The organism is Mesorhizobium sp. WSM4935 (assembly GCF_029625735.1).
GTDB lineage: Bacteria > Pseudomonadota > Alphaproteobacteria > Rhizobiales > Rhizobiaceae > Mesorhizobium.
Genome location: NZ_JARTVR010000001.1, coordinates 504,391 through 517,622, shown reverse-complemented (window position 1 = coordinate 517,622; position 13,232 = coordinate 504,391). Strand labels below are relative to the sequence as shown.

The 13,232-nt window shown below is 63.0% G+C and carries 13 protein-coding genes; 4 read left to right on the top strand and 9 right to left on the bottom strand.

Annotation, left to right across the window (positions count from 1 at the left end; all coding sequences use genetic code 11):
• Positions 1–12 precede the first annotated feature (12 nt).
• Positions 13–1,212 carry an aspartate aminotransferase family protein gene (locus tag P9273_RS02410; protein WP_278047453.1) on the bottom strand — a complete coding sequence of 400 codons (1,200 nt, stop codon included), beginning with the start codon at positions 1,210–1,212 and terminating at the stop codon, positions 13–15.
• Between the two features lie 358 nt (positions 1,213–1,570).
• Between P9273_RS02410 and P9273_RS02405 the strand changes: the two genes are divergently transcribed.
• On the top strand, positions 1,571–2,083 hold the full coding sequence (locus P9273_RS02405; protein WP_040994109.1) for a GcrA family cell cycle regulator: 513 nt from the start codon (positions 1,571–1,573) through the stop codon (positions 2,081–2,083).
• 126 nt (positions 2,084–2,209) lie between these two features.
• Here P9273_RS02405 and P9273_RS02400 read toward each other — a convergent pair whose 3' ends face one another.
• The 3 genes from P9273_RS02400 to P9273_RS02390 all read right to left on the bottom strand — a co-directional run bounded on the left by P9273_RS02400 (position 2,210) and on the right by P9273_RS02390 (position 5,499).
• Positions 2,210–3,217 carry a magnesium and cobalt transport protein CorA gene (locus P9273_RS02400; RefSeq protein WP_278047452.1) on the bottom strand — a complete coding sequence of 336 codons (1,008 nt, stop codon included), beginning with the start codon at positions 3,215–3,217 and terminating at the stop codon, positions 2,210–2,212.
• Between the two features lie 185 nt (positions 3,218–3,402).
• Positions 3,403–4,125, bottom strand: coding sequence for a phosphate signaling complex protein PhoU (gene phoU, locus P9273_RS02395; protein WP_040994104.1), 723 nt, complete (start codon positions 4,123–4,125; stop codon positions 3,403–3,405).
• 108 nt (positions 4,126–4,233) lie between these two features.
• A complete protein-coding gene (locus tag P9273_RS02390) occupies positions 4,234–5,499 on the bottom strand; it encodes a sensor histidine kinase (RefSeq protein WP_278047451.1) in 1,266 nt (421 codons plus the stop codon).
• 201 nt (positions 5,500–5,700) lie between these two features.
• Here P9273_RS02390 and ppk2 point away from each other — a divergent pair, with 201 nt between their 5' ends.
• Positions 5,701–6,606, top strand: coding sequence for a polyphosphate kinase 2 (gene ppk2, locus P9273_RS02385; RefSeq protein WP_278047450.1), 906 nt, complete (start codon positions 5,701–5,703; stop codon positions 6,604–6,606).
• A 159-nt stretch (positions 6,607–6,765) separates the two neighbouring features.
• Here the strand turns inward: ppk2 and P9273_RS02380 are convergent, their stop codons facing one another.
• The 3 genes from P9273_RS02380 to P9273_RS02370 form a co-directional block, all read right to left on the bottom strand.
• Entirely contained in the window at positions 6,766–7,515 is a 750-nt protein-coding gene (locus tag P9273_RS02380; RefSeq protein WP_278047449.1) for an enoyl-CoA hydratase-related protein, read from the bottom strand.
• Between the two features lie 11 nt (positions 7,516–7,526).
• A complete protein-coding gene (locus P9273_RS02375; RefSeq protein WP_278047448.1) occupies positions 7,527–8,165 on the bottom strand; it encodes an acyl-homoserine-lactone synthase in 639 nt (212 codons plus the stop codon).
• A gap of 98 nt (positions 8,166–8,263) precedes the next feature.
• On the bottom strand, positions 8,264–8,995 hold the full coding sequence (locus P9273_RS02370) for a LuxR family transcriptional regulator (protein ID WP_278047447.1): 732 nt from the start codon (positions 8,993–8,995) through the stop codon (positions 8,264–8,266).
• A gap of 276 nt (positions 8,996–9,271) precedes the next feature.
• On the opposite strand from P9273_RS02370, the gene P9273_RS02365 reads away from it, so the two are divergent.
• Positions 9,272–10,093, top strand: coding sequence for a transporter substrate-binding domain-containing protein (locus P9273_RS02365; RefSeq protein ID WP_442920186.1), 822 nt, complete (start codon positions 9,272–9,274; stop codon positions 10,091–10,093).
• A gap of 13 nt (positions 10,094–10,106) precedes the next feature.
• Here P9273_RS02365 and P9273_RS02360 read toward each other — a convergent pair whose 3' ends face one another.
• Positions 10,107–10,520 (bottom strand): tellurite resistance TerB family protein, encoded by a 414-nt coding sequence (locus P9273_RS02360; protein ID WP_040994090.1) that lies wholly within the window; start codon positions 10,518–10,520, stop codon positions 10,107–10,109.
• Between the two features lie 208 nt (positions 10,521–10,728).
• Between P9273_RS02360 and P9273_RS02355 the strand changes: the two genes are divergently transcribed.
• Positions 10,729–12,378 carry a lysine--tRNA ligase gene (locus P9273_RS02355; protein WP_278047446.1) on the top strand — a complete coding sequence of 550 codons (1,650 nt, stop codon included), beginning with the start codon at positions 10,729–10,731 and terminating at the stop codon, positions 12,376–12,378.
• Here the strand turns inward: P9273_RS02355 and P9273_RS02350 are convergent.
• The gene (locus P9273_RS02350; RefSeq protein WP_278047445.1) at positions 12,341–13,231 is read right to left on the bottom strand and encodes a thermonuclease family protein; all 891 of its coding nucleotides are present in this window, start codon (positions 13,229–13,231) and stop codon (positions 12,341–12,343) included. The genes P9273_RS02355 and P9273_RS02350 overlap by 38 nt on opposite strands.
• Position 13,232: the final 1 nt, after the last annotated feature.

Sequence of the window (13,232 nt, the reverse complement as noted above, 5' to 3'; positions counted from 1 at the left end):
AGGTTCCAGAAATTATTTCGCGGCTTCGGCCGCAATCGCGTCGGTCAGGCCCTTGGCGCCGCCGCGAATGCGCTTCAGCGCCTCGCCGATCTCCTCGTCGGTGACGGTGAGCGGCGGCAGGAGGCGGATGACGTTGTCGCCCGCCGGCACGGCAAGCAGGTGCTGGTCGCGCAGCGCCATGTTCACTTTGGTGTTGGGCATGGCGCATTTCAGCCCGAGCATCAGGCCGGTTCCCCTGATGCCCTCGATGACCTCGGGAAATTCGTCCGCGACCCCAGCCAGCCCCTGTTTCAGAAGCAGCGCCTTGCGCTGCACGTCCTCGAGGAAGCCGTCGGCCAGCACCACGTCGAGCACGGCATTGCCGACCGCCATCGCCAGCGGATTGCCGCCGAAGGTGGTGCCGTGCACGCCGGCCGTCATGCCGGTCGCCGCCTCATCCGTGGCAAGGCAGGCGCCCATCGGGAAGCCGCCGCCGATGCCCTTGGCGATCGCCATCAGGTCGGGCGTGACGCCGGCCCACTCATGCGCGAACAATTTGCCGGTGCGGCCGATGCCGCACTGGACTTCGTCGAAGATCAAAAGCAGGCCGTGCTGGTCGCAAAGCTGGCGCAGTCGCTTCAAGGACTGCGTCGGCACCGGGCGGATGCCGCCCTCGCCCTGCACCGGCTCGATCAGGATTGCCGCGGTCTCCGGCGTGATCGCCTTTTCGGCCGCGTCGATGTCGTCGAATGCGACCTGGTCGAAGCCCTCGACCTTCGGGCCGAAGCCTTCGAGATATTTGTACTGTCCGCCGGCGGCGATCGTCGCCAGCGTGCGGCCATGGAAGGCGCCCTCGAAGGTGATGATGCGAAAACGCTCCGGATGACCGTTGACGAATTGGTAGCGCCTGGCCGTCTTGATGGCGCATTCCAGAGCCTCGGCGCCGGAATTGGTGAAGAACACCTTGTCGGCAAAGGTGGCGTCGACCAGCCGCTCGCCCAGCCGGCGCTGTTCGGGGATCTCGTAGAGATTGGAGACGTGCCAGAGTTTGGCGGCCTGTTCGGTGAGTGCCGCAACCAGATGCGGATGGCTATGGCCCAGCGAATTCACCGCGATGCCGCCCGCGAAGTCGAGATATCGCTCGCCCTTGTCGGTGACCAGCCAGGTCCCCTCCCCGTGATCGAAAGCCAGGGGTGCGCGAGCAAAGGTCTCGTAAAGCGCCGAACCGCTCATTATATGCGTCTCCGGAACCGGAAATCAAAAAAGCCGCCAATGCGGCGGCCTTTGCGGCTTATCATGTTTTTCGGCCATGAAGTCAACGAAAACGTCACGCAGAAGCGCGTGGCAACCCCCTGGCGCCGCGCCGACCCATCAGTGGTCAGGCAAGTTGGGGAAAACCGTAAAAACCGAATCGGTGTTGCCTTTGGGACTCTTGTCACCGAGTCAGCGCATAAGGTATTTGTAGTCGAGAAATAACTATATTTCGTGCGGCGGACCTAAATCACCCGGTACATGTGGTGTCGTTTGCCCGGCGAGAGCCGGATCGGGAAAGGATTCAGGCTGCCGCACGCTTTAGCAGGAGCGCGGTCTCATGAACTGGACTGACGAGCGGGTAGAACTTCTCAGGAAATTGTGGTCGGAGGGTCTGAGCGCCAGCCAGATTGCCGCACAGCTCGGCGGGGTGAGCCGCAACGCCGTCATCGGCAAGGTGCATCGCCTGAAGCTGTCGGGCCGCGGCCGCGCGACAGCAGCGCCGGCGCGCCAGAAGAAGGCGACGCAAGGCGCCTCGATGCAGAAATCGGTGACCCGCGCCGCAAGCGCCACACGCCATGTGACGGTCGGTGCCACCGCGCTGCAGGTGCAGTTCGACGCCGAGCCGGTCGCGCGCCACTATATCCGCCCGGTCGAGAATGTCGTGGTGCCGATCTCGCGCAACCTGCAGCTTGTCGAATTGACCGAACGCACCTGCAAATGGCCGAATGGCGACCCGCTGTCGGAAGACTTCAGCTTCTGCGGCAATGACGCCGCCGAAACGGGGCCGTACTGCAAATATCATTCCCGCGTCGCGTTCCAGCCGGCGGCGGAGCGGCGCAGGGCAAGATAAGGGGAATAGAGGGATAAGGCAGTAGGGGAGTAGGTGAAAAAAGCGCTTCATGCGCGACGTTTCGCCAGTCGATCACTCCCGTATTACCCTACTGCCCTACTGCCCTACTCCCCTACTCCCTTCTCTTCACAGCCACCCGTTCTTCTTGAACCGCCAGTACAGGAGCGCGCAGATCAGCGCGATCACCGCGAGCACAGTCGGATAGCCATATTCCATCTTCAGTTCCGGCATGTCGGTGAAATTCATGCCGTAGATGCCGGCGAAAGCTGTCGGCACCGCCAGGATGGCCGCCCATGAGGCGAGCTTTTTGGAGATGGCGGTTTCCTGGCTTTGTCCGACGAGAAGGCTGGCTTCGAAGGCGAAGGCCAGAACTTCGCGCAGGGAGTCGATCTTTTCCTGCACGGTGCGGATGTGGTCGGTCACGTCGCGAAACAGCGGATGCATGGCGGCATGGATCTGGGGCAGATCGGCGCTGGTCAGCCTGCGGCAAACCTCGACCAGCGGCAGGGCCGCATTGCGCAGCCGCAAGAGATCGCGGCGCAGCATGTACAGCCGTTCGATGTCGGCACCGGTCATCGGCTTCAAAAGCACCTTGTCCTCGATCGCCTCGACCTCGTCCTCGATCTGCTCCAGCACGGGCATGTAATTGTCGACGATGAAATCGAGAATGGCGTAGAGAACGAAATCCTCGCCCTTGGCCAGCGAATGCGGGCAGCTCTCCCAATGCTGGCGCACGGCGGCGTATGAGGTCGAGGGGCCGTGCCGGACGCTGACGATGTAGCCGGTGCCGACGAACAGATGCGTCTCGCCGAAAGTGACCCGGCCGTCGATCAATTGCGCGGTGCGGGCGACGATGAACAGGGCATCACCATATTGCTCGATCTTCGGGCGCTGATGCGGATGCTCGGCGTCCTCGATCGCAAGATCATGCAGGTGGAATTGCGCCTGCACCCTGAGCAGAAGGTCGCGATCTGGTTCGAGCAGGCCGATCCAGACGACATGGCCGGGTTTTGCCGCCCATTCGCCGGCCTGTTCGATGGCGATGTCGGCAACCCGCTTGCCGCCCAGATAAACGCTGGATGCAATGATGCCGGATGTCGGCGAGGCGGGGGTCAGGTTCCGAACTTGTTCCATCGCAAACCTCCCGAGACTGCGACTGACAATCGCTGTGCCTGGTGCAATTCCAGGAAAAGTATGAGCGGTTTTCCGCCCAAATTGCGTAAAAACAAATAGATAGGTCGTTTCGCCGTTTCCATGAAACGGTGAAACGCACCAGAGGAGCTTAGCCTAAATCAGGAAGCCGTTCGAGAGGCGCCCCTTCACTTGACCGGGACCGTGCCGGGAAGCACGACCTTGTCGGTCTGGTCGCCCTTTGGCCGGTCGGCGGGCAGCTGGTCGCCGGTAACAATGTAATAGATCGTCTCGGCGATGTTGGTGGCATGGTCGCCGATGCGCTCGATGTTCTTGGCGCAGAACAGAAGATGCGTGCAGGGCGTGATGTTGCGCGGATCTTCCATCATGTAGGTCAAAAGCTCGCGGAACAACGAGGTGTACATGGCGTCGATCTGGTCGTCCCGGTCGCGCACGAAGCCGATCCTTTCGACCGAGCGCGAGGCATAGACGTCGAGCACTTCCTTGAGCTGCGTCAGCGCCAGGTCGGCAAGGGCCTCCAGACCGCGGAAAAGGCTATTCGGCTGGCGGCCGTCGACCGAGGCAACGCGCTTGGCGACGTTCTTGCCCAAGTCGCCGACACGCTCGATATCGGCCGAGATGCGGATGGCACCGACGATCTCGCGAAGGTCCGTCGCCATCGGCTGGCGCCTAGCGATGATGATGATGGCCTTGTCGTCGATCTCGCGCTGCCCCTCGTCGAGGACGAGATCGTCCTGGATGACCTTCTGGGCCAGGCCGTGATCGACGTTCACCAGGGCCTCCACCGCCTGTTCGACCATGCGCTCCGCATGCCCGCCCATCGCGGCGATGCGCTTCGACAGGTACTTCAGTTCTTCGTCATAGGCACTGACGATATGGACGGACTGCATGGATGTGCCTTCCCGGTTTGTGCCGGCTGGTGCGCTCCCTCAATCCGTCGCTGATACGCGAACCGCATGACAGAAAGAAGAAAATTCCAGTTAGTAACCGATACACGATCAGCGAGCCGGCAAATGAACCGTGAACGCCGCGCCCTTGCCGACCTCCGACTTGATGGACAGTCTTGCGTTATGACGGGTCAATATATGCTTGACGATCGAGAGGCCAAGGCCTGTGCCTTTCTGGGTGCGGCTGTTTTCGACGTCGACGCGGTAGAAGCGCTCGGTGATGCGCGGGATGTGTTCTTCGGCGATGCCCGGACCGTAGTCCCTTATCGTGACGTCGAAGCCCGGCTGTTGGCTATCCCCGCCTTCGGCGACCGATACGGTAACGCGCCCGCCCGACTGGCCGTATTTGCAGGCGTTCTCGAGGAGATTCTCGAAAACCTGGAACAGTTCGTCGCGATCGCCGGAAACGACGAGCGGCCCATTGGCGAACTCCCGCTCGATGACGACGCCGTTCTCGCTGGCCAGCGGTCCGAGCGAATCGATGACGCTGTCGATCGTCTGGCGAAGATCGACCTCGGTGCCCGGCCTCAGATAGGGTTTCATCTCCAGTCGCGACAGCGAGAGCAGATCGTCGATCAGGCGGGCCATGCGGCCGGTCTGGTTCTGCATGATCTGCAGGAACTGGTCGCGGGCCGCCGGATCGTTGCGGGCCGGCCCGCGCAGCGTCTCGATGAAGCCGGCGATCGAGGCGAGCGGCGTGCGCAGCTCGTGGCTGGCATTGGCGATGAAGTCGGCTCGCATGCGGTCGATGCGGCGCGTCTCGCTCTGATCCTTGAAGACCAGCACATAGAGGCCGGTGGCATGGCCGACCGTGGATGCGCTGACGCGGTATGTCCGTTCCACCGGGAGCTTTTCCGTGTAGTCGACCGCGTCGGCGGCGACGTGCCCCGACAGGATGCCATCCAGCAGCGCCTGCATTTCCGGCGCGCGGAATTTCAATGACAGCGACATGCCCGGCGCCAGCCCGCCGAAGGCAGCGAAGGCGGCGGCGTTGGCGTGAACGATGGTGGCGGAATGGTCGAAGATGATCAGCGGATCGGCGACCGCGGCCGCTAGATACTCGCCGGATAGCCTCTGCAGCCCGCTTGCCTCGATCGCTGCTCCCGTATCGGCCGGCTGGCGTCCGGCATCCGTGGGCAGCATCGCCGCGGCCGCCAGCGCGACCAGGGCCAGCACCAGCACATAGACGGAGGCGCCGGCGAAACTATAAACGGCAAGGACCGCGACAACACCCGCGCCAAGCAGCCAGCGGTTGCGCCAAAGCCGCGCCGCCGGGGCCTGTCGCTTGCCGTCCTGCTCCGCGCCCGTCTCTGCCATAGGCCCGCGCCCACCCCGCATCCCGTTCGACGGCCAGCGGCTCGCTGAACCGGCTTGGCGCATGGGACCCTGGAAATCAGGATCGATTTTCGCGAAGGTTCATGCGCAAAATCAAAATGCTACAGCGTCTTGCGCCCCGAATGCGCGCTACGCTGCACAGGCTCCATAGCATGAGTCCGCAAACTGGAAAGGTTCGTCCGGATGAAAAAGGCCAAGGAAACGGCGGAAGCGGTGCCAGCCACGGCACCTATCAAGATCAAGATTGGCGGCAAGGAGCGCGAGTTCGACATCGACAATCCGGTGCTGCCTGACTGGATCGAGGACAATAAGCTCACGGCCGGCGGCTATCCGTACGACAAGAAGATGAAGGGCGAGGACTACGAAGAGGAGCTCGAGCGCCTGCAGATCGAGCTGGTCAAGACGCAAGCCTGGCTGCAGAAGACCGGCAAGCGGGTGATGGCGCTGTTCGAGGGCAGAGACGCGGCCGGCAAGGGCGGCACGATCTTCGTGCTGCGGCAATATATGAACCCGCGCACGGCTCGCAACGTCGCGCTGCCCAAGCCGACCCCGACCGAGGCCGGGCAATGGTACTACCAGCGCTATGTCGACCAATTCCCGACTTCGGGCGAGTTCGTCACCTTCGACCGCTCCTGGTACAATCGCGCCGGCGTCGAGCCGGTCCTGGGGTTCTGCACGCCGGAGCAGCACGAGAAATTCCTCGACGAGACACCGCATTTCGAGCGAATGATCTGCAACGAAGGCATTCATTTCTTCAAATTCTGGCTGAATATCGGCCGCGAAACGCAGCTCGAACGGTTCCACGACCGCCGCTGGTCGCCGCTGAAGAACTGGAAGTTTTCGCCGATCGACATCGCCGGCGTCAGCAAGTGGGACGACTACACCAAGGCGCGCGACCAGATGATCGAACGCACGCACAAGGAGTTCTCGCCCTGGATTGTCGTGCGTGCCAACGACAAGCGCCGCGCCCGGCTCGCGGTAATCCAGCATATCCTGCTTTCCCTGCCCTATGACGGAAGGAACCTCGACGCGGTGGGCAAGCCCGACAAGAAGATCATCTGCGAGGGGCCGGAGTTCCTGAAAGACTAAAGCACTTCACCGTTTCAAGTTTCGCTCGCAATTTTCGTGGAATAGCTCTGGCGTTGTTCTGCCCCGGGAACCGCTGGCTTCCGTTGTTACACGATTCCGGACGGATTACAGCGCCGCGCGCCTTTCGCTTACGCGGCGCTGATGTTGCATGCCGGCCGCTCAGGCGGCCAGGCGCGCGATCCGCTGCAGGCGCTTCAGCGTGGTGTCATCCTGAAGTGCCTGCTGGAACAGCGTGATCTCGTGGTCGATGCGGTCGCACAACACGTCCGTATCGCCCTTGAGCAGGCTGCGCGTCTGGAGCAATGCCGCCGCTGGCTTCTTGGCCAGCTGTTTCGCCCTTGCCAGCGTTGCTTCCTCGGCGCTGCCTTGCGTCACGATCTCGCCGACCAGGCCGAGCGCCTTTGCGTCTTCGGCGCCCAGCGTGTCGCCCAGGCAGAAGAAGCGGAAGGCGCCGGCATAGCCGAGCTTCTGGGGCGCCAGAATGCTGGTCGCCGCGTCGGGCACCAGGCCGAAATCGACGAACGGCACCCTGAAGGTGCTGCCCCTGGAAGCGATCACCATGTCGCAATGGAACAGGATTGTGCAGCCGACGCCGACGGCATCGCCGTCCACACAGGCAAGCACCGGCTTGGGGAAGGTCGCCAACATGCGGAACATGTCGGTGACAGCGGCGATCAGCTCTCGGTGCTTGGTGGCATCCAGGAACTCCGAGAAGTCGCCGCCAAGGCAGAAGCATCCGGCAAGGCCGCGCAGCATCACGACGCGGACCTCGTCATTGACCGCCGCCTCGTGCAAGGTCCTGGCGAGGCTTGCATAGGCATGCCTGTCGAGCACCGGCCGGCCATCGTGCGAGGACACGGTGACGACCAATGTATGGCCACGCAGTTCCGGTTCGGGATGGAAACTCATGACCGCCTCCATCACGACGCCTGCTTCAGGCCGAGCTGACCGGGATAGCCCCGGCTCAGCACCGGCAAGAAGTGATTGCGGCGGGCCCGCACGACCTCGAGCGTATGCTCGGTGAAGGTGAGCAGCGTCGCCACGACCTGCTGGTTGCCATAGGTGCGCTGGTATCCGAGCGGCTTTGCCAGGAAATGCAGTTGCAGCGCTCTGAGCACCCACATCGGCTCGAACTCGATGATGACCTGGTTGACGTTGCGCTTCAGGCCCCATTCGACGAAGCCGGCGATCAGTTCGGTGCCGACCGTTGAGACGCCGCGCTTGCCGTCGCGAAAACCCGGAGCCACGGCGTAGCGGGTGAGTTCCCAGATATTCGGTCCCGAGGGGGATGGCCCCTCGCAGAGATCCGACAACACGTCGGTCAGGAGATGCGGCCGTGTGGTCGGAAGCATGCGCTGGTAACCGGCCAGTTCGCCGTTGCGGATGACGAGGTGATGTTCGGCCTCGTCATGATCGAACTGGTCGATCTCGAGCTGGTCCGGACGATCGAGATCGGTCCATCCCATCTCCTCGACGAAGATCCTGTAGCGCAGGCGATGGACCGCCTCCCAAAGGTCGGGACGTTCCATCAGTTCCTGAGTTGTAAGGGCGAAAAGCATTAGCCGTCTCCTAGGCATAAGAGGAAGATACGGCCGTGATGTCCCTTAAAATATTGCGCGAATGCGCAGGCAAGAATTTCTAGGTCGGCACGGCCGACCTAGCTAATATAGCCGCGCCTAATCGCCTCCGCGACTGCCTGCACGCGGTTGGCTGCGCCCAGTTTGCTCTTGGCGTTAAGAAGGTGTTTCTCGGAAGTGTGTTCCGAGATGCCGAGGATTTGCGAGATCTCCCATTCGGACTTGCCGACGGCGGCCCATTGCAGACACTCCCGCTCACGCGCCGTCAATTCTATGTGATCGATGACCTTCTCGGCCTTGGTGTGCAATTGCATCGCGCGGCCGATCGCATAAGTCGACGCCAGCGAGACCATTCCGAATTCCTGATCCGACAGTTCAACGGATTCGCCGCCCAGCGAGACCATGACGATCTGGCCGTCAAGCGTGACCAGCGGAAAGGCCAAGCCGTCGCGCAGCTTGAACTCGCGGGCATCTCCCATGACTTGGTCGCTGCTCTTGTCGATCACCGCGTTTTTGGAGGCATCCCGCCATTGGAACGGCGCCTGAAGCTGCTTCATGTGACTGACGACCGGATCGTGGTCGACATAGTTGCGCGCCACATAGCGCTCCAGCCATTCGCCCGGCCAATCGCAAAGCATCACGTGCTGTTTCTGCTGGCCGCGCGGGGTGCCCGGCTGCGGCACGGTTCCCGCCATCAATGCGGTCAGGCCGAAGTTCGAGGTGACGCCGAGCAGCCGCTCGCAGACCGCGGCCGCGGTGCCGGCATGCTGCAACTGGTCTATGTATTCCAGAGTTCTGTCAAACAGGCCCATCGCAACATCTACCCCATGTTGCTTCTGCTTTTCGTTACCGACGGTAGATGCCCGAACACCCCTTCCGCATCAACCCCCGCGTCGCAATCTCCTCAGCGAAGCCGGCTTTCCCCTTCCGACACGCACGGTCAATTGCAAACGCGCTAAACCATACGCCTAATTTGACCGCTTGAAATCAAAAACCGTTGTGCCTGCCCCGTTTTCATACGAAAAGCCAAGGAACGGGGACGGGTGCGGAGCCAAATCGTGATCTTGCGGTGGATATTTCTGACCCTGGTGTTCCTCCTGACCGGCGCATCGGCCTTTGCCGGCGCGACTCAAGGTGCGGAACCGCAGGTGCCCGTGCTGTGGGACGCCAAGGAGCGGCTGCCGAAGCCCGACCTCTCCGCGCTGCCGCGGCTGAGATTCCTCACCACCACCGATTTTCCGCCCTTCAACTTCCTCGACGGCTCAGGCCGCCTGTCGGGTTTCCACATCGATCTTGCGCGGGCGATCTGCGCGGAGTTGGGCGTTGTCGACAAATGCCAGGTCCAGGCGTTGCCGTGGAACGAACTGGAGGATGCTCTTCAGAAAGGCGAAGGCGAGGCGATCATCGCCGGCCTCGCCGCAACGCCGGCGAGCCGAGAGAAATACGCCTTCTCGCGCTCCTACATGCAATTCCCGGCGCGCTTCATCATGCCGAAGGCGAAGGCCTTCGCCGAGCCGATCCTCGACAAGCTGCGCAGCAAGCGGGTCGGTGTCATCGGCGGCTCGGCGCATGAGAGAATGCTGCGCGACTACTTCAACACCGTGCAGGTGGTGACCTTCGACACACCGGAGAAACTCTATGCCGACCTCAAGGCCGGCAAGATAGATGCGGCCTTCGGCGATGGCATGCGCTTTGCCTTCTGGCTGGGCGGCTCCGACGCCGCCGGCTGCTGTCGCTTCGCCGGCGGTCCATATCTGGCGCCGGAATATCTGGGCTCGGGCATGGCGATCGCCACCCGTAAGAACGACACCGCGCTTGCCGCCGCCTTCGACTACGCCCTGCAGGAAATCTCGATCAAAGGCACCTTCGCCGAGTTTTATCTGCGCTATTTCCCGGTGAGCTTCTTTTAGGCCTGTCAGCCTTTTAGGTGAGCGCGCGCAGGCGCGCCTTGGCAGCACGAGCGATCGCGGCCACCGTCAGCGTGTCGAGATCGAGCTTGAGGCGGATGAGCTGCAGCACCCTGACCTCCTCCAGGCGCATCTCGAGATCGACGGCGGCGACCTCGAAAGCGGCTGCATAAGCGGTGTCGCGCAGCCGCTCGGGCAACGCCTCGGCGACGCGCGCCAGAACGCCTTCCAGCCCGTCCTTCTCATGCAGCGCCTTCTGGCAGGCTTGCGCCACCTGAACCAGCCTGTCCCGGTTGAAGTCGACGAACACCGGCCAGGAGCGGACGACATCGCCGATCCGCCCCAGTTCGACATCGGTCATGTCGCGATCTGAAGCCGATGTGATGACCATCAGGTGGATCAAGGCTTCGTGCGGCGTCAATGAAGGCATTCAAAACTCCTGGAAGCGTGCATCTCGTTCCCCCAAACCTCGGGCACTTGGGGCGACATACACAGGATAACAGCGCTCCAACGTAGGAACGCCATTATGGCGCCGCAAGGAAAACCACCGCAAATCGTTGACGCTCCCTCCCCGCGCGCCTAGAGACCGGTCGACAAAATTTATCCGCCGCGCAGACGGCCATGACTGGAACTTCGACATGACGGGATCAAACATCATCGATCTCAATCCCGAGATGCTTGCCGCGGCGGCCGAGAGCAAGGCCTGGCCGTTCGAGGAAGCCAAGAAGATCATCGCCCGCTACAAGAACAAGGACTTTCCCGAGACCGTCTTGTTCGAAACCGGCTACGGCCCGTCGGGCCTGCCGCATATCGGCACCTTCGGCGAGGTGGCGCGCACGACCATGGTGCGGCATGCCTTCAGGGTGCTGACGCAGGACAAGGTCAAGACCAAGCTTCTGTGCTTCTCCGACGACATGGACGGGATGCGCAAGATCCCGGACAACGTGCCGGACCGCGCCGCGCTCGAGCCATACCTGCATATGCCGCTGACCTCGGTGCCCAACCCGTTCGGCGGCGACTATGCGAGCTTCGCCGACCACAACAACGCGATGCTGTGCCGTTTCCTCGACACGTTCGGCTTCGACTATGAGTTCGCCAGCGCGACGCAGTACTACAAGGCCGGCCGTTTCGACGAGGTGCTGCTGCGCGCCGCCGAACGCTATGACGACATCATGGGCGTGATGCTGCCGACGCTCGGGCCGGAGCGCCAGGCGACCTACAGCCCGTTCCTGCCGATCTCGCCGAAGAGCGGCCGCGTACTCTACGTGCCGATGATGAATGTCGACGCCAAAGCCGGCACCATCACTTTCGACGACGAAGGCACCGAGACCACGCTGCCGGTCACCGGCGGCCATGTGAAGCTGCAGTGGAAGCCGGATTTCGGCATGCGCTGGGCGGCGCTCGGCGTCGATTTCGAGATGTTCGGCAAGGATCACCAGACCAATGCGGTGATCTATGACCGAATCTGCAACATCCTCGGCGGGCGCGCGCCGGAGCATTTCGTCTACGAACTGTTCCTCGACGAGGTGGGCCAGAAGATCTCGAAGTCGAAGGGCAATGGGCTCACCATCGACGAATGGCTGACCTACGCGCCGACCGAGAGCCTCGGCCTCTACATGTACCAGCGGCCACGGCAGGCGAAGAAGCTCTATTTCGACGTCATCCCGAAGGCGGTGGACGAATATTACGCTTTCCTCGGCGCCTATCCGCGCCAGGACTGGAAGGAGCGGCTCGGCAATCCGGTCTGGCACATGCATGACGGCAACCCGCCGGCGATCGACCTGCCGGTGCCGTTCGCGCTGCTGCTCAACCTGGTCAGCGCCTCCAATGCGCATGACAAGTCGGTGCTGTGGGGCTTCATCTCGCGGCACGCGCCGGGCGTGACACCGAAGACGCATCCGGAACTCGACCGGCTGACCGGCTACGCGATCCGCTATTTCGACGATTTCGTGAAGCCGACCAAGGTTTTTCGCGCCGCCGACGAGGTGGAGCGCGAGGCGCTGGCCAAGCTTTCCGAGGCGCTTGGCGCGCTGCCGCAAGGCGCCGACGGCGAGGCGATCCAGAACGCCTCGCTCAACGTCGCGCGCAAGATCGAGCGTTACCAGGATCATTCCAAGCAGAGTCCGGAAGGCGGGCCGGGCGTGTCGGTCGCCTTCTTCCAGATGATTTACCAGGTGCTGATCGGCCAGGAGCGCGGACCGCGCTTCGGTTCGTTCGCGGCGCTTTACGGCATCGCAGAGACGCGCGCGCTCATTGAGCGGGCGCTGGCTGGTCAGTTGGCGGCGTAACGGCGCCGCCATCGGCCGGCAGGATCGAATCCGGAGCCACCGGCGCCGGCCCCGAGGCGGCCGGCAGCGCCGGTAGGCCGTCAAGCTTCGGCGCCGGGCCGAAAATACCCTTCCTGGCCGTGCGGGCCTTGTTCTCGGCCTCGACGTAGGGGCCGCCTTGCGCGGCGCGCGCCCAGCCGTTCTCGACCAGCCACTGGCCGATGTCCTGATTGCCGATATGGCATTCGGCGGAAATGGTGTCGCGACCGCCCTCCGGCGGCACCGTACAGGCGACCGCACGGCCACGCAGGAAGGCGCGGAAGGCTGTCCTGGCACGCGCGCCGCAGGCCCAATTCTTGCCCTCGTCGCTGCAAGTTTCGTCGGCCTTGACGACATCCACGCCGGACACAGCGACTGCATAGCCCTTCGCCTCGATCAGCCCCGCGGCTGCGGCGACCGGCTGGAACAGCTTGGTGCCGTTCCAGTCATCCGGCATTTTCAATTTGGGCGGCTTGGGCGGCCCGGCCAACGCCAGATCGCTGAGCGGCGCGCGCGGCTCCACCCGTTCGAGTTCCTGGTCCGACAGTTCCGGCGGCGCCACGACGTCGGGATCGATGGCCCTCGAATGAACGGCGGGCTTCGGTGGCTGCGGAGCGGCCGGCGCGGGAATGGCCGACGTCGCCGGCTCTTGCGCGGCACCGGAACCGGAAGCCGAAAGCGTGTCGTCGCCGGTGGGGAGCGCGTCGGCGATGGGGTCGATCTGATCAACCGCGACGGTGCTTTCGTGGCCCTTGACCGTGTGTCCGCCGGCAACGACGAGAACCGCCATCACCGGAATGGCCAGAATCGCCACGGCTGTCTGAAGAAGCCGCATA

Bases quoted from the DNA above. Each gene is read 5' to 3' on its own strand.
- P9273_RS02350 (WP_278047445.1), bottom strand. From the start codon at position 13,231: ATGCGGCTTCTTCAGACAGCCGTGGCGATTCTGGCCATTCCGGTGATG.
- P9273_RS02390 (WP_278047451.1), bottom strand. From the start codon at position 5,499: ATGGCAGAGACGGGCGCGGAGCAGGACGGCAAGCGACAGGCCCCGGCG.
- P9273_RS02355 (WP_278047446.1), top strand. From the start codon at position 10,729: ATGACGGGATCAAACATCATCGATCTCAATCCCGAGATGCTTGCCGCG.
- P9273_RS02380 (WP_278047449.1), bottom strand. From the start codon at position 7,515: ATGAGTTTCCATCCCGAACCGGAACTGCGTGGCCATACATTGGTCGTC.
- P9273_RS02370 (WP_278047447.1), bottom strand. From the start codon at position 8,995: ATGGGCCTGTTTGACAGAACTCTGGAATACATAGACCAGTTGCAGCAT.
- P9273_RS02375 (WP_278047448.1), bottom strand. From the start codon at position 8,165: ATGCTTTTCGCCCTTACAACTCAGGAACTGATGGAACGTCCCGACCTT.
- P9273_RS02405 (WP_040994109.1), top strand. From the start codon at position 1,571: ATGAACTGGACTGACGAGCGGGTAGAACTTCTCAGGAAATTGTGGTCG.
- P9273_RS02400 (WP_278047452.1), bottom strand. From the start codon at position 3,217: ATGGAACAAGTTCGGAACCTGACCCCCGCCTCGCCGACATCCGGCATC.
- phoU (WP_040994104.1), bottom strand. From the start codon at position 4,125: ATGCAGTCCGTCCATATCGTCAGTGCCTATGACGAAGAACTGAAGTAC.
- ppk2 (WP_278047450.1), top strand. From the start codon at position 5,701: ATGAAAAAGGCCAAGGAAACGGCGGAAGCGGTGCCAGCCACGGCACCT.
- P9273_RS02410 (WP_278047453.1), bottom strand. From the start codon at position 1,212: ATGAGCGGTTCGGCGCTTTACGAGACCTTTGCTCGCGCACCCCTGGCT.
- P9273_RS02360 (WP_040994090.1), bottom strand. From the start codon at position 10,520: ATGCCTTCATTGACGCCGCACGAAGCCTTGATCCACCTGATGGTCATC.